The organism is Phaeovulum sp. W22_SRMD_FR3, assembly GCF_052113705.1.
GTDB lineage: Bacteria > Pseudomonadota > Alphaproteobacteria > Rhodobacterales > Rhodobacteraceae > JBGQOG01.
In genome coordinates this window covers 1-18,202 of the sequence record NZ_JBGQOG010000033.1, presented here as the reverse complement: position 1 = coordinate 18,202, position 18,202 = coordinate 1, and the positions used below count along the sequence as shown (strand labels likewise).

18 protein-coding genes and 1 tRNA gene are annotated in these 18,202 nt (G+C 63.4%); 9 read left to right on the top strand and 10 right to left on the bottom strand.

All coding sequences use genetic code 11. The annotated features are described in order from the left end of the window. Positions 1-59: 59 nt before the first annotated feature. The 5 genes from ACEN2S_RS22270 to ACEN2S_RS22250 form a co-directional block, all read right to left on the bottom strand. Positions 60-1,337: a TRAP transporter large permease gene (locus tag ACEN2S_RS22270; protein WP_441870644.1), complete on the bottom strand. Its 1,278-nt coding sequence runs from the start codon at positions 1,335-1,337 to the stop codon at positions 60-62. Continuing rightward, positions 1,334-1,825: a TRAP transporter small permease gene (locus ACEN2S_RS22265; RefSeq protein WP_441870642.1), complete on the bottom strand. Its 492-nt coding sequence runs from the start codon at positions 1,823-1,825 to the stop codon at positions 1,334-1,336. Before ACEN2S_RS22265 ends, ACEN2S_RS22270 begins: the two co-directional genes overlap by 4 nt. After that, positions 1,822-2,814, bottom strand: coding sequence for a TRAP transporter substrate-binding protein DctP (dctP, locus tag ACEN2S_RS22260; protein WP_441870640.1), 993 nt, complete (start codon positions 2,812-2,814; stop codon positions 1,822-1,824). The genes ACEN2S_RS22265 and dctP overlap by 4 nt, the downstream gene beginning before the upstream one ends. 64 nt (positions 2,815-2,878) lie before the next feature. After that, positions 2,879-4,402 (bottom strand): aldehyde dehydrogenase (NADP(+)), encoded by a 1,524-nt coding sequence (locus ACEN2S_RS22255; protein WP_441870638.1) that lies wholly within the window; start codon positions 4,400-4,402, stop codon positions 2,879-2,881. Between the two features lie 131 nt (positions 4,403-4,533). Next, on the bottom strand, positions 4,534-5,670 hold the full coding sequence (locus tag ACEN2S_RS22250; RefSeq protein ID WP_441870637.1) for an iron-containing alcohol dehydrogenase: 1,137 nt from the start codon (positions 5,668-5,670) through the stop codon (positions 4,534-4,536). Positions 5,671-5,827: 157 nt separating this feature from the next. Between ACEN2S_RS22250 and ACEN2S_RS22245 the strand changes: the two genes are divergently transcribed. Further along, positions 5,828-6,736, top strand: a complete 909-nt coding sequence (locus ACEN2S_RS22245) for a LysR family transcriptional regulator (RefSeq protein WP_441870635.1) — start codon at positions 5,828-5,830, stop codon at positions 6,734-6,736. Positions 6,737-7,141: 405 nt separating this feature from the next. Then, positions 7,142-7,492 carry a RidA family protein gene (locus ACEN2S_RS22240; RefSeq protein ID WP_441870633.1) on the top strand — a complete coding sequence of 117 codons (351 nt, stop codon included), beginning with the start codon at positions 7,142-7,144 and terminating at the stop codon, positions 7,490-7,492. A gap of 174 nt (positions 7,493-7,666) precedes the next feature. Here ACEN2S_RS22240 and ACEN2S_RS22235 read toward each other — a convergent pair whose 3' ends face one another. Continuing rightward, positions 7,667-8,095 (bottom strand): SufE family protein, encoded by a 429-nt coding sequence (locus ACEN2S_RS22235; protein ID WP_441870631.1) that lies wholly within the window; start codon positions 8,093-8,095, stop codon positions 7,667-7,669. Between the two features lie 164 nt (positions 8,096-8,259). Between ACEN2S_RS22235 and ACEN2S_RS22230 the strand changes: the two genes are divergently transcribed. Next, positions 8,260-8,751 (top strand): hypothetical protein, encoded by a 492-nt coding sequence (locus ACEN2S_RS22230; protein ID WP_441870629.1) that lies wholly within the window; start codon positions 8,260-8,262, stop codon positions 8,749-8,751. Between the two features lie 142 nt (positions 8,752-8,893). Here the strand turns inward: ACEN2S_RS22230 and ACEN2S_RS22225 are convergent, their stop codons facing one another. Further along, positions 8,894-9,493, bottom strand: a complete 600-nt coding sequence (locus tag ACEN2S_RS22225) for a DMP19 family protein (RefSeq protein WP_441870627.1) — start codon at positions 9,491-9,493, stop codon at positions 8,894-8,896. A 172-nt stretch (positions 9,494-9,665) separates the two neighbouring features. Here ACEN2S_RS22225 and ACEN2S_RS22220 point away from each other — a divergent pair, with 172 nt between their 5' ends. Next, positions 9,666-9,827, top strand: a complete 162-nt coding sequence (locus ACEN2S_RS22220; protein WP_441870625.1) for a hypothetical protein — start codon at positions 9,666-9,668, stop codon at positions 9,825-9,827. Between the two features lie 70 nt (positions 9,828-9,897). On the opposite strand, the gene rnd is transcribed toward ACEN2S_RS22220, so the two are convergent. Continuing rightward, positions 9,898-11,055, bottom strand: a complete 1,158-nt coding sequence (rnd, locus tag ACEN2S_RS22215; RefSeq protein WP_441870623.1) for a ribonuclease D — start codon at positions 11,053-11,055, stop codon at positions 9,898-9,900. 200 nt (positions 11,056-11,255) lie between these two features. On the opposite strand from rnd, the gene ACEN2S_RS22210 reads away from it, so the two are divergent. After that, positions 11,256-12,239 carry a Hint domain-containing protein gene (locus ACEN2S_RS22210; RefSeq protein WP_441870621.1) on the top strand — a complete coding sequence of 328 codons (984 nt, stop codon included), beginning with the start codon at positions 11,256-11,258 and terminating at the stop codon, positions 12,237-12,239. Positions 12,240-12,372: 133 nt separating this feature from the next. Here the strand turns inward: ACEN2S_RS22210 and purN are convergent, their stop codons facing one another. Both purN and purM read right to left on the bottom strand, forming a co-directional pair. Then, on the bottom strand, positions 12,373-12,963 hold the full coding sequence (gene purN / locus ACEN2S_RS22205) for a phosphoribosylglycinamide formyltransferase (protein WP_441870619.1): 591 nt from the start codon (positions 12,961-12,963) through the stop codon (positions 12,373-12,375). Next, positions 12,960-14,003 carry a phosphoribosylformylglycinamidine cyclo-ligase gene (gene purM / locus ACEN2S_RS22200; RefSeq protein ID WP_441870617.1) on the bottom strand — a complete coding sequence of 348 codons (1,044 nt, stop codon included), beginning with the start codon at positions 14,001-14,003 and terminating at the stop codon, positions 12,960-12,962. Before purM ends, purN begins: the two co-directional genes overlap by 4 nt. 168 nt (positions 14,004-14,171) lie before the next feature. Between purM and ACEN2S_RS22195 the strand changes: the two genes are divergently transcribed. The 4 genes from ACEN2S_RS22195 (at position 14,172) to ACEN2S_RS22180 (ending at position 17,064) form a co-directional block, all read left to right on the top strand. Then, the gene (locus tag ACEN2S_RS22195; RefSeq protein WP_441870615.1) at positions 14,172-14,615 is read left to right on the top strand and encodes a hypothetical protein; all 444 of its coding nucleotides are present in this window, start codon (positions 14,172-14,174) and stop codon (positions 14,613-14,615) included. A gap of 90 nt (positions 14,616-14,705) precedes the next feature. Next, positions 14,706-14,781, top strand: a tRNA-Ile gene (locus ACEN2S_RS22190). Between the two features lie 470 nt (positions 14,782-15,251). After that, positions 15,252-16,223, top strand: coding sequence for a DNA cytosine methyltransferase (locus ACEN2S_RS22185; RefSeq protein WP_441870613.1), 972 nt, complete (start codon positions 15,252-15,254; stop codon positions 16,221-16,223). Between the two features lies 1 nt (position 16,224). Beyond that, positions 16,225-17,064, top strand: coding sequence for an NgoMIV family type II restriction endonuclease (locus tag ACEN2S_RS22180; RefSeq protein WP_441870611.1), 840 nt, complete (start codon positions 16,225-16,227; stop codon positions 17,062-17,064). The last annotated feature ends 1,138 nt before the right edge of the window (positions 17,065-18,202 follow it).

The following is an 18,202-nucleotide window of genomic DNA, read 5'->3' as shown; positions in this document are numbered from 1 at the left end:
GGTATTTGAGAAAGGTCGGGGGCGATCTCCCCTTGCGAAGACCGCCCCCTTGCGCCGGGTCAGCGTGTCATGAGCCCCGGCAGCGTCAGCGAGATCGCGGGCACGAAGCTGATCACCAGGAGGCAGGCGATGATCACCGCGACAAAGACCAGAAGCGGGCGCAGCATCACCGTGACCGAACATTGCGCGATCTGTGCGGCGGCGAAGAGATTGACGCCCAGCGGCGGCGTGATCATGCCGAGCGCCAGATTGACGATCATCACCGTGCCAAAATGCACGGAATCGATCCCCAGACGCACCGCGGCCTCCTGCAGGATCGGGCCAAGAACCATGATGCTGGCCCCCGTCTCGATGAACATCCCCACCACGAAAAGCATCAGGTTCACCGCCAGCATCAGCGCATGCGGCCCCTCAAACGAGCTGGTCAGCCAGAGCGCCGCCGCATCGGGCACGCCTTGACGGTTGAGCAGATAGCCCAGAACGCTGGCCGAGCCGATGATGAACATGATCACCGAAGCGGTGACCACCGAACGCCGCCAGGCGTCCCGCATCATCACCCAGCTCATTTCGCGGTGCAGCACAAACCCGACAAGCAGCGCATAGGCGACGGCGATGATGCTCGCCTCGGTCGGCGTGGTGACGCCGCCATAGATCCCGCCCATGATCAGCACCGGCATCAGCAGCGCCCAGATGGCACGGCGCGTGGCGGTCCAGCGGTCAAGGCGGCCGTCGCCATCGCGCTGGCCCCAGCCCTTCAGACGGCACCAGACCAACACAGTGACCAAAAGCGCCCCCGCGATCAGCAGGCCCGGCAACACCCCGGCAAGGAACAGCGCGGGGATCGAGGTTTGCGTGGCCACGCCGTAGAGGATCATCGGGATCGAGGGTGGAATGATCACGCCCAGCTCCGCCGAGACCGCCATCAGCGCAGCTGTGAACCCGACAGGATAGCCATAGTGGCGCATCGCCGGGATCAGCACCGTGCCCACCGCGAACATGGTTGCAATGCTCGAGCCGGAGATCGCCGAGAACATCATGCAGGTCAGCACGCAGGTCGCCGCCAGGCCACCTTGCAGCGGCCCGACAAAGGCGCGGGCGAATTCCACGAGGCGGCGCGACATGCCGCCGACCTCCATCAGATTGCCTGCCAGAATGAAGAACGGGATCGCGGCCAGCGGAAATTTATCCAGCGCGATAAAGATCTGCTGCGGCAGGATAATCGCGGGCAAGGTCGTGAAACCAAACAGCCCCACCATCGATGCCAGACACAGCGCAATCGCAATCGGCACCGAAATCGCGAACAGCACCAGCATCGCGGTCATCATCGCGCCGGTCATGATGCAATCCTCTTCGCATGTTGCAAGAAATGGGCCAGGACGCCGAGGCCTGCGAAAACCGATCCGACGGGGATGGCGGCATAGCCCCAGCTCATCGAAATTCCTAGCCCCGCCATCTCTTGCCGCTGCACCCGAAGCGCCATCTCCCAGCCGAGCCAGAACAGCGTCGCGAACAGGAACAGGCAGGCGAGCGTGATCGCGAGTTGAAGGGCAAACCGCAACCGGCCGCGCAGCGCATCGCGCAGCAGATCAATCGCGACGAAAGCCCCCGCCCGCAGCGCGGTCGAGATCCCGAGCATCACCATCCAGATCAGCGCAATGCGGGTCAGCGCCTCGGACCATGTGGCAGGAACCTGGAACACAAACCGCCCCATCACCTGCCAAAAGCTCGCCAGCGCCGCGACCGCGAGAGCGACGGAGGCGGCCACCGCCACCCCCATCGCGACTGTCGCGTCGACACGCCGTATCAACGTGACAATTGTGCTCATTGCGCCTTCCAGTCGCGGATGCGCTTGAGCAGATCAGCCCCGAATTGCGCGTCGAAATCGGCATTTGCCGCCGACATCGCATCGCGGAACGCGTCACGGTCGGTGATCTCGACCACCTCGATGCCGCGCCCGCGCAGGGTTTCGATCCCTTGCGTTTCATCTTGCTCAACGCGCGCGCGGTTGGCCGCCACTGCCGCTTTCGCACCGTCCTGAACGGCCTTGCGCCCGGCGTCATCAAGCCCTTCGACAAAGTCGAGATTGCACAGCAAGATACCCGGCGAATAGACGTGGCGGGTCAGATAGAGGTGCTTTTGCATCATATCGAGATTGTTGGCGAGAATGACCGGGATCGGGTTTTCCTGCCCGTCCACCGTGCCTTGTTGCAGTGCCGAGGGCAGCTCGGAGAAGGCCATCGGCGTCGGCAAAACGCCCGCCGCCTGCCAGGCTTTCATATGCACCTCGTTTTCCATCGTGCGGATTTTCATGCCGCGCATGTCTTCCGGCCCGCTGACGGTCTTGGTGCCCGTGGTCAGGTTGCGAAAGCCATTTTCCAGCCAGGCCACACCCTTGAGGCCGCTTGCGTCGAATTTCGCCAAAAGCTCATCGCCGATCTCGCTGTCGAGCACGCCGCGCGCATGAGCATAGCTGTCAAACAGGAACGGCACATCAAGCACGCGGGTCTCGGGAATGAAATTGCCCAGCGGTCCCGCCGAGCCCATGGCGCATTCCTGCGCGCCAAGCTGGGTGCTCTCGATCGCCTCGCGCTCGTTGTCAACGCGCTGAATGACGACGTTGATCGCGCCATTCGTCTCTTTCTCGATCACCTCCTTGAACGCGGTCGCCGCGACGCCGAAATGGCTGTCGGCGGGTGAGGAATGCGTCACCGTCAGCGTCGTCTGCGCCGCAGCGCCCGAGACGCCAATGGTCAGACTCGCCGCGAGTGTGAGCGAAGCGAGGGCCGTGATTTGCGCCAGTTCCTTGTGGTTCATTGTGGTCGTCCTCCCATTAAAAACGCCCGAGACCAGCCTTTGGCCGCGGGTCTCCTCCTGCGGATCAGCGCAGGTCCTCGGGCAGCAGCGCCGCCGGAAAATTCTGATAGCTGACCGGGCGCAGGAACCGGCGGATGGACAGCGTGCCCACCGAGGTTGCGCCAAAATTGGTGGACGCCGGATAGGGACCGCCATGGACCATCGCATCCACCACCTCGACCCCCGTCGGAAAGCCGTTCACCAGCACCCGCCCGGCCTTGCGCTCAAGGATCGGCGCAAGGCTCTGCGCCGCCGCCAGATCGCCGGCGTCCATGTGCAGCGTCATCGTCAGCTGACCGTCAAAGCCTTTGGCAAGCCGCTGCAGATCCGCAAGATCACGGGCGCGCACGACCAGCCCGAGCGGGCCAAACACCTCCTCGCGCAGGCCATGATCCTGCTGGAATTGATCGACGGTGACTTCGTACAGATTGGGCGTCACGCTGCGGCCCTCGGAGGCGCTGGTAAAGACCGGCTGGGCCGCGCTTTGGGCAAAGCGCGCCTGTCCCGCGTGGTAGGCCGCGGCGATTCCCGGCGTGAGCATCGGCTGCGGCGCGACCTGCGCCAGCCCCTCGGCAGCGCTTGCGATAAACACCTGAGCCGCGGGCGAGTCGAGCACGACCGCAATGCCGGGATTGGTGCAGAACTGCCCCGCGCCCATCGTCAAAGAGGCCGCCCAGCCCCGCCCCAGCTCGGCCCCGCGCGCCGCCATCGCCTCGGGCAAAAGGAACATCGGGTTCACCGAGCCCAACTCGCCAAAGAAGGGGATCGGCTCGGGGCGTTGGGCGCACAGGTCAAACAGCGCCCTGCCGCCCGCAAGGCTGCCGGTGAAACCCACCGCCTTGATCAGCGGATGCTGCACCAGCGCCGAGCCCACCGCGCGGTTGCCGCCCTGGATCAGGCTGAACACGCCGGGATGCATCTTGCTGCGCAGGATCGCGGCATGGATCGCCTCGGCGATGATCTCGCTGGTTCCCGGATGCGCCGAATGGCCCTTCACCACCACCGGACAGCCCGCCGCCAGCGCCGCCGCGGTATCGCCCCCCGCCGTCGAGAAAGCCAACGGGAAGTTCGAGGCGCCGAACACCGCGACCGGCCCCACCGGACGCTCCATCAGCCGGATGTCGGGGCGCGGGCCCGCCGCGCGCTCGGGTTGGGCCGCATCATGGCGGCGGTCCAGATAATCGCCCTTGCGGATATGCGCCGCGAAGAGCCGCAGCTGGCCGACCGTGCGCCCGCGCTCGCCCTGCAGCCGCGCCACCGGCAGGCCGGTTTCCTGCGTGCCGATCAGCGTGATGATCTCGGCCCGCGCCTCGATCTCTTCAGCGATGGCCTCCAGAAAATCCGCCCGCTCGGCGCGGGTGGCATAGCCATAGCTCCAGAACGCTTCCTCGGCCGCCTCGGCCGCCTGATCGATCAGTTCGACCGTTCCCGAGCTGAAGGTCCGACGGGGACCGTGCGCCGGTTCGCTCTGGAACGTCGCCGCGCAGGCAACCCAGGAACCGGCAATCAGGTGCTTGCCGTGGAAGGAATGGTCTTTGAGATCGGTCATCAGATGGCTCCCTTGCGATATGGCGCGGCGCAGGCTTCCCGCACCGCCCGAGCGGGGGCGGCATCAAGAACGTGCAAATGCGGAAAGAAGAAGGCCGCGACGCGCGGGGCGTGCGCGGCCCTCTCAACGTGTCAGAGTGAGGCCGTCAGCATCCGGTGGTAATCCTGTGCGCTGGCCTCAATCGGGTTGGTCTTGTGGCTGTGGTCCGCCAATGCGCCGGTGATGATCCGCTCGAACAGACCCTCGCTCACCCCAAGCTCGGAGAGCCGCGTCGGCAGGCCGATCGCCTGTGTGCGCGCCCGGATGGCCAACCCGATTTCATCGCCCGAGCCAAGCCCCATGGCGCGCGCCATATGCGCGTATTTATCCTCCTGGATCGCGGTTGACGCGGCGCGGTTGAAATCAATCACCGCAGGCATGAAAATCGCGTTGAGCGTGCCGTGATGCAGCCGCGGATTGATCCCGCCGAGCGCGTGGCTGAGGCTGTGGACGCAGCCCAGCCCCTTCTGGAACGCCAGCGCGCCCATCGTCGCCGCCATCGCCATATTGGCCCGTGCATCCTTGTTGCCCGGTTCCTGCGTCGCCGCCTCGATATGCGCCCAGCCGCGCCGCAGCCCTTCGAGCGCAATGCCCTCGGCAGGCGGGTTGAAAGAGGGGGCGAGATAGGTCTCGATGCAATGCGAAATCGCATCCATCCCCGTCGCCGCCGTCAGCATCGGCGGCAGGGTCAGGGTCAGATCCGGGTCCACAATCGCCGCTTTCGGCACCAGATGGGGCGACAGCAGCCCGACTTTGCGCCCATCCGCAAGAATGATGATCGCGCCGCGACCCACTTCGCTGCCGGTGCCCGCGGTTGTCGGAATGGCAATGATCGGCAGGGTTTTGGCGGTGATCTTCTCGACGCCGCCCTCGATCGCCGCATAGGTTTTCAGCGCGCCGCCATGCGCGGCGAGGATCGCAACCGCCTTGGCCAGATCGAGCGCAGAACCGCCCCCGACCGCGATGATCCCATCCGCGCCCGAACGGGTGAAGACCTCGGTCGCGGCATGGACGGCGGCCTCGTTCGGGTTGCCGGGGGTTTCATCATAGACCGCGGCAGGCGCGGCGCCGAGGATGGTTTCGATCTTTTCGATCAGCCCCAGCTGGCGCACCCCCTTGTCGGTCACAACCATCGGCCGCGCGATTCCCGCCAACGCCAGTTCCGACGCCAATGTCGCAATCTCGCCAAACCCAAACTGGATGCGAGTCACGTAGTTGATGAGCCCCATGAATATCTTTCCCTTGGTATCGCAAAATGGCATTCTGATTGCGCCGTATCGATATGCGAAACGCCATAATTATGATCGTTTCAGCATAATACGGGGCTAGTATTGTCCGTAAATCCGCGATCTTCCGATACGGGTATAGCAAAATGGAAACCACTAGATGAGCCGCCGCCCCCTTGTCAGACTGTCGCTCCGCCACATGCTGCTGATCTCTGCCATTGATGACAGCGGCTCGCTCAAACGCGCCTCCGAACTGATCGCGATGAGCCAGCCCCGCGCGACAAAGGCGCTGCAGGAGGCGGAAGAGCTGACGGGCAAGAAGCTGTTTCACCGGACCAATCGCGGATTGACCCCCACCGCGGCGGGCGATTGTGTGATCCGCAATGCAAAGACAATGCTGGCGCAACTGGGCAAACTGGAGCTGGAGCTGGACGGCATCACAGCCGGCAATTGGAGCAGATTGCGCATTGGCACGATCATGGGTGCGGTGCCCATTCTCAATGAGGTCATCCAGCAGCACCTGAAGCGCTACCCGCAAACCTCGTTCGAGATCATCGAGGACAGCAGTGCCGAGCTTCTGCGCCAACTTGACCGCGGCCTCCTCGATCTGGTGATCGGGCGCAGTTCTGTCAGCGCGACGCCGCAGCTCTATCATGTCACCGCTTTTCACGATGAGCGCCTCGCCGTGGTCGCCAATCCGGCGCATCCCTTGGTCGGGCGGGAGCGGATCCGGCTGGAGGATCTCGCGGAGTCGCGCTGGATTGTCTATGAGGCCGGGATGCCGATGCGGCTGTCGCTGGAGCAGGAATATCGCCGCGCGGGCCTGGCATTTCCGTTGGCGCTGCTGGAAACCCGTTCGGCGCTTGCGACAATGTCCCTCATTCAGGGGGATCCGAACATGGTGGCGCTGCTCTCAAGCGATGTCGCCGCCTTCTTCGTCAGGTTCGGCGCGGCCTGCACGCTGCCGATGCAGCTGCAATGGAAGAGCGATCCTTACGAGGTCATCACCCGAAAATCGCACGATCTGCCCGAGCACGCCCTCCATTTCATCAAAAATCTGGTCGGCTGACCGGGGCCGGACCGGATGGAGTGGTGCAACATCCGCCACTCTCTCACGCCCGTCGGGAACGTCCCGTCAGCCGGGCGGGACGCAGAGGCAGAGTGAGGGAGAGGCAAACGTCTGCGCGCCACGGGGCCGTGCAGCCATGGCTGGCGCGGTGAGCGAAAACCAGCTTCCGGCACATCCGGCGCGGTTCACGAGCGCGCAGGTATCCATGGAACGCCCGGCAGGGCTCTGGCCTCCCCCGCGGACCACGCGGGTTTGTTTTCCCTGGCCCACGCCAGCTCCCCCCGCCGTTCAGGCCCGTAAGGGCATATCTTGCGGATTTCTGCCCGCATTATCGCCGCCCGCTCTGGCCCTTGCCGTTCGGATTGCGTTAGATGCCGCCAGCATTTCACCTGGAAGGATATGACGATGACCGAGATCAAACGCATCAAATGTGGCGCGCGGATGAGCGAAGCCGTGGTCTTCAACGGCATGATCTGGCTGGCAGGCCAGGTCGGGGAACCCGGTCAGAGCGTGACCGACCAGACCAAGACGATTCTGGCCAGCATTGACGCGCTGCTCGCCGAGGCCGGCTCGGACAAGACCCGCATCCTGTCGGCACAGATCTGGCTGGCCGACATCGGCGATTTCGCCGAGATGAACGCGGTTTGGGACGCCTGGGTCCCGGCAGGCAACTGCCCGGCCCGCGCCACCGGCGAAGCGAAACTGGCCACGCCCGACTACAAAGTCGAAATCATCGTGACCGCCGCCCAGGCCTGAGGCCCGGCGAAAGAAATGGGGGGCGCATCTGCGGATGCGCCCCCCTTTTTATTCATGAGTCCGGCATTTCAAAGGCCGTGGCCTCAGGGGGCGGATGGCGCGTGCCCTGCCCGTCCCGGCATTGCCGCGCCGCTGCGGCGGCACCGTCACCCCGCCCCCCAGGCAGGGCCGCGCTCAGCCCGCCACCGCCTGCGCGGCCTGCGCCCGCACCCGCTCGACCATCGCGCGCAGCCCGTTCGAGCGTTGCGCCGAGAGGTGATCGTTCAGCCCCAGCCGTCCCAGCTCGGCCACCGCGTCAACGCGACCCACCTCGGCCACCGTCAGCCCGGCATAGAGCGCATGCAGCACGGCAATCAGCCCGCGCACGATCATCGCATCGCTTTCGCCCTGAAAGTCATAGATCGCCCCCGGCCCCGTGCCCTCGATGCGCGGCAAGAGCCAGACCTGACTGGCGCAGCCCTCGACCTTGGTGGCAGGCACCCGGAACGCCTCATCCAGCGGCGGCATGGCTTTGCCCAGCTCGATCACATGGCGGTAGCGCTCCTCCCAGTCCTCGAGGAATTCAAACGTATCGGCGAGGTCTTCGAAGGCGGCGGTGGCCATGGCTGTCTCCTTGTTCAGTTCCCCAGACCTAGCCCCGCACCGCGCCAAGGTCCAGCACCGCAAAGCCTGCGGGAATGCACGCGAGAGCCTTTTCAAGACCCCCGGTTTCGGCTACCCATCGGGCGGGGGCCTTGCTGACGTCCCGCTCACCTGCCGGAGGCCGCATGAAATCGCCCCTTATCGCCCTTGTCGTCCTGTCGCTGGTGCTGACCGGCTGTGGCCGTGTCCGCGAGAGCCGTCTGAACCCGTTCAACTGGTTCGGCCAGTCACGCCCGGTGGCAAGCACGCTGGCGCCCGAAGGCGGCTATGCCAAGGCGATCGAGGATTACCGCGTGCCGGTGGCCACGGTCACCGCGCTGGAAATCAAGCAGGTGCAGGGCGGGGTGATGCTGGTCGCCAAGGGCCTACCGCCGACTCAGGGCTGGTGGGATGCCGAACTGGTGGCGGATAATGACGAGACACCGGTGGATGGCGCGCTGAACTACAGGTTCCTGCTGTCCGAGCCTCTGCCGGGCACCGCCGTCGCCACCCGCGTCTCGACGCCGCAATCGCGCGAGATCACGGTGGGACTGTTCATTTCCAAATTCAAACTCGGCGATGATGTCCGCAAGATCACCGTCACCGGCACCGGGAATGCCCGCTCCGTCAGCCGCTGAGGCGGTGGGGCGCCAAGGGGGGCGGCGGCGACCGACCCCTCCTTTGCATGACGGGGAAAGCCGTCGGGCGGTAGGCAACGGCGCGGCAGAGCGCTGTTATTTTCAGATGCGTTGCTCTGGGCCCGGCAGCCGCCGATGGCCTTCATGCCTCTTGGAATTCGGCCGGATGGTCCAGCACATAGCGCAGCACGCGGGCTTCAAGCGCGTGAAACCAGTTTTTGGCATCCGCGTCGCGATCAGGCGCATAGGCGATGGCGTCGATTTCCTCCGCCGCCGCGAGGTCTAGCTGATCATAGGCTGCCTCGATCTCCTGCCAAAAGCTATCCGGCACCTCGGCTGCCCCCTCCGGCATCGCCGCGCGGTGGGCGTCAAGAACCCGCAAATAGGGGGCGGCAACCCGGTCAAAGGCCGCTGAAAATGCCGGGGCCCCGTGCTCCCGCAGGACCAGAGCCGCATCGGCAATCAAGCCGGGGCAATTATCCAAGAATCCCTCAAGCCCGCCGTTCATGATCTGACCGGTGAAACACACGGTGGTGTAGAGAAGCAACTGCCCCCGCGTCACCTCACCCCGCGCGATCTGCGCCTGCAGCCCCAAGACGGGTTGGCGGGTGTTGAGCGTCCGCAGATGCTGCTCAATCGGCTGCGGAAAGTAATCCTCAAAGCAATCGCAAATCTGATAGCTCACCGGCTCTGTCGGTTTGCATTTGAGGATCGTCGCACGGGCGACCTTGAGAACAGGCATGATGGCCCCTTGATGCTGAAATGGTTTTGCGACGCTGCCATCGCGGAATAGAGCGAGATTACCGGTACATTTACCCCCCCGGCAATCGACGGCAGATCATGGCAGACGCAACAAGGCGTCACGCGCGGCGAACGCCGGAATCGGGCCGCGCAGCAAAGGCGCTGAGGCCGCTGTGCTGACGCTGCCGCCCCAAAGGCTGAACCTGCCCCTGGCCGAACGGATCATTGCCTCCGAACCGGCGGGTGAGCGTGGCGATATGCACCCTTATCCCGGCGATTTCCCGGAACCCGAAGATGCAGGCATTCTAGAAAATGCAGGCACTCTATCGGCGTGACGCAACTCCCCAACGCAAACGGCGCCCCATCAAGGGCGCCGTTTATCTTCGCAATCTAAAGCTGCCCGCCTCAGCCGACCGGCACAACCTTCACCGCGCCGCCAATGGCCGACAGGGCGATCTCGCCGCGCACCAGACGCATCGCATCGGCGCCAAACACTTCGCCGCGCCAGCCCTGCATCGCCGCGCCGTGGTATTTCCCGGCGGCAATCTCGTCGAGCTCGCCCGAGGAGGCGATCAGCTTCGGCGCGACACCCGCCTCTTCCGATTTCGCCTTCAGCAGCACGCGCAACAGATCGGCCAGTGCCGTGTTCACCTGCAACTGCTCGCGGCTCTCATCGACCTTGGGGAAATCCTCGGGCTTGGCCGCCAGGCCTTCCTTCACCGCCTGCAAGATGCCCTCGGCAATCTCGCCGCGCCGCGCTTCACGCAGAAGCAGGCGGGATTTGCCCAGCTCTTCCAGCGTCGTCGGCTTGGTCGAGGCCAGCTCCAGCAGCGCATCATCCTTGCACACGCGCGAGCGCGGGATGTTGCGCGCCTGCGCATAGCCCTCGCGGAACCGCGCCAGCTCGCGCACCACGGCGAGAAAACGCCCCGAGGTGGTGCGGGTCTTGACCTTCATCCAGGCCTCTTCCGGGCGGGTGATATAGGTCTCGGGGTTCAGCAGGATCGCCACTTCCTCCTCCACCCAGGCCTCACGCCCGGATTTCTTGAGGTCACGCGCCAGATGCTCATAGATCACCCGCAGATGGGTGACATCGGCCAGAGCATAGGTGCTTTGCGCCTCGGTCAGCGGGCGGCGCGACCAATCGGTGAAGCGCGAGGTTTTGTCGAGGCTCTCGCGGGCGATCTTTTTCACCAGCGTCTCATAGCCCACCTGCTCGCCAAAGCCGCAGACCATCGCGGCGATCTGGGTGTCAAACAGCGGCTTGGGGAAGACCCCCGCCTCGACGAAGAAGATCTCAAGGTCCTGCCGGGCGGCGTGAAACACCTTCACCGTCGCCTCATGGCGGAAAAGATCATAGAGCGGTTCCAGCGACAGCCCCTCGACCAGCGGATCCACCAGCACCGCCTCGCCCTTGTGACCGGGCAGCGCCATCTGGATCAGGCAGAGCTTGGACCAATAGGTCCGCTCGCGCAAAAACTCGGTATCAAGGGTGACATAGGGACCGGCCTTGGCCGCTTCGCAAAAGCGCGCCAGCGCCTCGGTCGTCGTGATGGTCTGCATCGCATCTCGCTGTGCTCTGCCCGGAACCAGGTCCGGGGGAAGGTGCGGGTTCATCCCGCGTGCGTCCTTCATATGTAAGTCAAGCCAGAAAGAAAAGAGCGCCGCATCCTCTACCCAATCCCCCGACTTTCGTATAGGTTTAGCGCTGAGGCAAAATTCCCCAACAGCGGCAGCCAATGCCGCAAACAGAGCCGGTACAGATGGCCACAGTCGAGCTGTTCCTGCAAGGGAACCAAATTGCGCGTTACACCTCGGTGAGTTCCAAGGGCAATGCGAACGGAATGCAGGTGAATCTCGGTGGGGTGACCACACTGGGCTCGGCCAGTGACACGTTCCGCATCGTGGTGTCTCAGGTGAACAACGGACAGACCGCGTTTCAGAACGGCCAATGGGTCTCGATCTACAGCTATCCCGACAATCAGCTCGTGGCGACACAGCTGAACCCGCAGGACGATCAGTTTCAGGGCCGCGCCTCTTCCTCGACCCATATGATCTTCACCAACCCCTCGGGTTTCGTGATTGATCTGAACGGGATCAACGACACCAGCCTGCAATATGGGCCGGGCGAGAACCCGCACCGCGAAGAGCGGCTGCCGTTTGCCGGGCTGGAAACCTCGCCGCCGGCGACGGTCTGTTTCACGCCGGGGGTGCAGATCCGCACCGGCGCGGGCAGCACGGCGGTTGAGGATCTGCGCATTGGCGACAAGATCTGGACGCGCGACCACGGGCTGCAGCGCATCCGCTGGATCGGGCGGCGGCAGGTGGCGGGGATCGGACCGCTGGCCCCAGTGACGATTGCGGCAGGTACCTTTGGCAACCGGGCGGCGCTGCGCGTTTCGCAACAGCACCGCATCCTGATCCGCGACTGGCGGGCGCAGCTGTGGTTCGGCCTGCCCGAGGTTCTGGTGGCCGCGCGGCATCTGGTGGATGGGGAGCGGGTGCAGATCATCCCGGTGCCGCAGGTGGAATACCTGCATCTGGCGCTGGACCGCCACGAAGTGATCGAAGCGGATGGCATGCTGACCGAGAGCCTCTATCTGGGCGACATGGCCATGTCGGCACTGCCCGAGGCGGCACGGCGCGAGGTGATGACGATCTTTCCGGAATTGCTGACGCCGGGGGCCTTGCGCCCCGCCGCCCGCCCCTGCCTGGCAGGCTATGAGGGCAAACTGCTCGGCGCCTGAAGGCCCGCCAGCAGGTTTGCCCACACCGCCCGACAGGCCGCGGCGAGAGCGGCGCGGGGGGCAAGCCCCCCAGAGTTCAGCCCCCCAGACTTCCAGACTTCAGCCCCGCCAGACTTAGGCCCAGCCAGACCCTTCAGCCCAGCCAGACCGGGGTCTTGTCCCCCGCCACAAAGCGCCGCAGCACCGCCGGGTAAAGCTGATGCTCCATCGCCAGCACCCGCGCGGCCAGCGTTGCCGCATCGTCCCCCGCCAGCACCGGCACCCGCGCCTGCCCCAGCAACGGGCCATCGTCCAGCACCGGCGTCACCTCATGCACCGTGCAGCCCGCCTCGGCATCGCCCGCATCGAGCGCGCGCTGATGCGTGTGCAGACCGGGGTATTTCGGCAAGAGCGAGGGGTGGATGTTCAGCATCCGCCCGGCAAAGCGCCCAACGAAATCCGGGGTCAGCACCCGCATGAAGCCGCACAGGCAGACCACATCAGGCTCTGCCGCGAGGATCGGCTTCAGCAGTTCCGCCTCAAAGGCCGCGCGGTCCTTGCCAAAGGGTTTGTGATCCACCGCCACCGTGGGCACGCCCAAGGCGGCGGCCTTGCTCAGGCCGCCCGCATGGGGATCATTGGAGGCAACGAGCACGGCGCGCGCCGGATGATCGCCCGTCATGCTCTCCACCAGCCGCAGCATGTTGGAGCCGCCCCCCGAAATCAGCAGGGCGACGCGTTTCACAAAAGCGCCCCCGTATAGGCCACGCCCTGCCCTTCGATCACGCTGCCCATCACCGTCACCGTCTCGCCTTCGGCCTCCAGCAGCGCCTTCAGCGCCTCGGCACGGTCGGCCGAGACCGCCAGGATCATACCGATGCCGCAGTTGAAGGTTTTCAGGAGTTCAGGCTCGGCCATATTCGCGGTTTCCGCCAGCCAGCGGAACACCGGCGGCAGCTGCCAGCTGGAGAGGTTGATTTCGGCACCGAGCCCCTCGGGCAGCACGCGCGGCAGGTTCTCGGTCAGACCGCCGCCGGTGATATGGGCCAGCGCATGCACGCCCCCCGCCCGCACCGCCGCCAACGCCTGTTTCACATAAAGCCGGGTGGGCGCCAGCAGTGCCGCGCCAAGATCGCCTTCGCTGAACGGCGAGGCGGCATCCCAGCCGAGGCCCGACAGCTCAACCACTTTGCGCACGAAGGAATAGCCGTTCGAATGCACCCCGTTCGAGCCGAGGCCCAGCAGCACATCGCCCGCCACCACGCCCGCGGGCAGATCCGCGCCGCGCTCCATCGCGCCGACGGCAAAGCCTGCCAGATCGAAATCGCCCTGATGATACATGCCCGGCATCTCGGCGGTCTCGCCGCCGATCAGCGCACAGCCCGATTGCGCGCAGCCCTCGGCAATGCCGTTGATGATGCGGGTGGCCTCATCGACATTGAGTTTGCCGGTGGCGAAATAGTCGAGGAAGAAAAGCGGCTCGGCCCCCTGACAGACCAGATCGTTGACGCACATGGCCACCAGATCAATGCCGATCGTGTCGACATTGCCGGTGTCGATGGCGATGCGCAGCTTGGTGCCCACACCATCGGTGGCCGCCACGAGGATCGGGTCGGTGTAGCCCGCACCCTTCAGATCAAAGAGGGCGCCAAAACCGCCCAGACCCGACATGGTGCCGGGGCGCTGCGTGCGTTTGGCCGCGGGCTTGATCCGCTCGACCAGCGCATTGCCTGCATCAATATCCACACCGGCATCGGCATAGGTCAAACCGTTCTTCGTCATCATCGCCTCCAGGACCGCGAGCGCGCCCCCCGCCAGACGGGCGCATTTTCCCCCCGATAGACCAAAGCCGCGCTGACAGCAACGTGAAGCAGATTGCCGGGAACGGGAATCCGTCATGCGGCGTTGTCCCTGTGAAGATCGCAAGACGATCGCAACCATGAAGGAAACGCCATGAACAGCTTTATCAAAACCGCTTTTCTGACCTCGGCTATCGCTCTGGGTGCCGGTTCCATCGCCTCGGCAGAACTGGCCAATGCGCCGGCCATCGTTCCGGAAAACCTGCAGATCTCGGTTGAGCAGGCCAAGAACTCCGAGGTGAAATCGGAGACCTCCAATCTGGCGACCGACGTGACCCTGGCCCCCGGCCCGTTTGTCGGCTTCCCGGTCTACTCGTCGGACGGCATCAAGATCGGCACCGTGACCTCGTCGGACACTGATGTCGATTCGATGTCGCTGACCAAAGTGATCTTCCGTCTGGACAACGACCGTGAAGTTCAGATGGACGGGACCGAAGTCGCCAATATGGGTGAAGATGCGCTGATGGTGTCGCTGGACGCCAGCACCATTCTGAGCAAAGCCGACCAGCAATTCAACACGCTGACCGTGCTGAACTGATCCCCGCGCCTTGCGCTGCGAGCGGCCGGAGCAATCCGGCCGCTTTTGCTTGACCAGCGCCCCCCGCTTGCCTAACACGGGCCGCGAGCTGGGCCTGTAGCTCAATGGTTAGAGCCGGGCGCTCATAACGCCTTGGTTGGGGGTTCGAGTCCCTCCGGGCCTACCAGAATTCCCCAAAAATACAATAAAAACAACGCGCACGTGGACCAAGCGTCCAATCGCCCCCGCACTTGTTTTCAATGAGTTGGAAAGGGCGTGGACCCTAGAATCAGCCAGATTGGTTGGCGGTTTTGACCTGCCCAAGCGCCACCCGCACAGCTGCGTCTCATCACGGCATTTCCCACAACGCCACCGCTGCGAAATCCGGCCTCAGACATCGGCCACACAGTTTGGTCATTTTTCGTTGCGGGCCCTTCATGAAACGGCAAACCGACCCCTTGTTGGCAGCAAAGAGTCAGAGCGCCTTGAGCCGTTTGCAAACGGCTCTGGCTTCGTCAATACCGCCATGCATCGCGCCAAACCGGCGGAGCACTGCACACCTTCACCGCGTCACACCGGCCGCTTTTGAACGCTCCGCCGTTGACATTTTGTTCTCGCTGCCGCTGTATCGGACCACAATGATATGGCGGGACGGATATGTCAGGAAATCTGACTTCAATTGAACTTTGTGCGGGTGCAGGCGGCCAGGCGCTCGGCATTGAACAGGCGGGCTTTGGCCATGAAGCCTTGGTTGAGGTAGATGGCTGGTGCCGTCAGACTTTGCGCCTGAATAGGCCCCAGTGGAACGTCGTTGAAGGGCTGCAATCCGATCTGACGCAGTTCGATGCCCGCCCCTATGCCGGGGTGGATCTGGTCGCCGGGGGGGTCCCCTGCCCGCCTTTCTCAAAGGCGGGCAAGCAGCTCGGCGCCGAAGATGAGCGCGATCTGTTTCCGCAGGCCTTGCGTGTTGTGGATGAGGTGCGCCCCAAGGCGGTGATGCTGGAGAATGTGCGCGGTTTTCTCGATGCGGTTTTCCACGATTACCGGCAGAAGCTGAAAAGCCAACTAAAGGCCATGGGCTACAGTTTTGTCGAATGGCACCTTTTCAACGCTTCTGATTTTGGCGTGTCGCAACTGCGCCCGCGTGTGGCCATCGTTGCGATCCATGAGCGCTACGCAGATAAATTCGAATGGCCCAAAAGCCGCAGCATCCAGCCGCCGACGGTGGGCGAGCGCCTGCATGACCTGATGGCGGCGAACGGCTGGCCGGGTGCCGATGCCTGGCGCGATCAGGCCGATGAAATTGCCCCGACCATTGTGGGAGGCTCCAAAAAGCATGGCGGCCCCGACCTTGGACCAACCCGCGCGCGCCGCGCATGGGAAGCGCTTGGTGTGAATGGCAAGACCCTTGCCGAGACCGCACCAGAGGCCGATTTCGACGGCATGCCGCGGTTGACAGTGCGCATGGTGGCACGGTTGCAGGGCTTCCCGGATGAGTGGCAGTTTGCCGGCCGCAAGACCAATGCCTATCGGCAGGTCGGAAATGCTTTCCCGCCGCCGGTGGCACATGCGGTTGCCGCGCAAATCCAATCGGCGATTACCGCGCGCCGCCTTTACGCGGTTGCCTGATATGGAGGCCTGGCTGACCGAGGCGCGGCGGCGCTTCCATGCCGAATGCCTGGCGGGACCGATCACCGAGACCAAGGGCGTCCCGAGCATTGCTGACGTGGCCAATCGGCCGAGCCGCGAGATTGCCACGGCGTTGATGGCAAAGATCGGCACCAGCCAAAATCTGGCGGTGAAACCTGCGGGTCAAACCGCCGGTTCCATGTTTGAAAGCGCCTGCCAGAACTTCCTGCGCGACTGCTTCGCACAGCTTGGCCATCTGCGGCCCGGCACGTTCACCGTAGAAAAGGGACGCGCCATCGCGATGTTTGACCAATATGCGCATCTGGACGAGCTGCGCATACTGGCCCACCAGAGCCGCGAACTGAAGACGCTTTTGGGAACCGACTATCTGATCAAACCCGACGTGGTGGTGATCCGCGCAGCCGAGCCCGATAGCGTGATCAACCGCCACGCGCTCCTGGTCGATGACACTGTGGCCCGCCGCACAGCCCTGCGCCAGGCGAATGGTGCCCGCGCCACGCTGCATGCCTCAATCAGCTGCAAGCTGACCATCCGCTCTGACAGGGTGCAGAACACCCGATCGGAAGCGCTGAACCTCGTGCGGAACCGCAAGGGCCGCCTGCCCCATATTGCCGCCGTCACCGCCGAGCCGACCCCCTCCCGCATTGCCGCCATCGCCTTGGGCACCGGTGACATTGATTGCGTTTATCACTTCGCGCTGCCGGAGCTGGTCGAAGTTCTGAAGGAACAGGAGCGGGAAACGCTGGAACTGGTGGAAACCATGATCGACGGCCAAAGGCTGCGCGACATCGCGGATTTGCCGCTCGATCTGGTGGTCTGAACACCGGATCCTTATGGTGATGCTCATCGGTCAGCCCAACCCAAGACCGAAGAATTGCTCAAAGCGGCCCTGCGGCAGCGCGGCGAGCCTTCTTGAGGCCAGCGCCGACGTATGGACCTGATCGGCCTATTGCCGGTCGAGAGCATGCCTGCGCTGAGGTGCGGCTGCCCCGAAGCGGCCGCTCATGGCCTGGCGCAGCAAAATCCGGGGACGAATGCCGCTGATGCGGACGCTCCAGACCTTTGGCTTACTCGCCCGATCCTGCGTGAGCTGCCATTCCCGCGCTCCCAGTACCTTCGGCAGCCAGCCGTGCATTTTCACTAAAACCAGATGTTCGTACTGCTTGCGGCTTTCACGATCTATTCCCGCTTCGCGCAATGCGGCTGCCGGTGCGGGGTTTCCTCATCTGTGTGATTCAATATAAATCATTAAATTAATAATAATACTTTGGTTGAATGGCGACACATTCTTCAGAGCTAGCAGAGCCAACTATTGAATTGAAAATACTTCGGAAAGTATCATCATCTGCCTGCGCCGGATCCCGAACAAAATTCCAATACATGTCAAATGTGTTTAGCGCGAATTTTCTACCATTTGGCCATGAAACCAATGCCACAGCTTTATCGACGTCGAAGTCTCCATATTTGATAAACTGACCACCTGAAACAGATCTGTTTATCTTTCGAAGATCTGAATATTTGAGACTAATAACGCAAATTTCATTTTTTTTAAGTATCGTGACCGGAGGATACTGCTGCCTCGAGGCCTGATAACGGCAAGGCATGTTCAACTGAAAAGGCCGCAACCACCCGAGAGGTCTCGTCGCCGCTGCCCAATCCGACTTCTGAGCAGCCCTGAATAATTAGTATTAAAAAAAATTCCGGCACGCATTAAATTTTATCTCCAAGTGAGATTTATTTTTTACTTAGCATGCTGGACAGCTGTGTGTCAAATTTTCACCATAGAGGCCGTATGCGATGCAATTCCATATGGGTTTCACCATAGCTCACCGGCTTCGTCACCTCGTGGGTCGTGAAATACTCTTCGTCACTGGCAACCAACGGCCGAGGCTGTGTGAAAACGCTGTTCTGTGGTAAGCTTCCGCAAGGCAGCGGGAGACCAGGATGGCGGGCTTCAT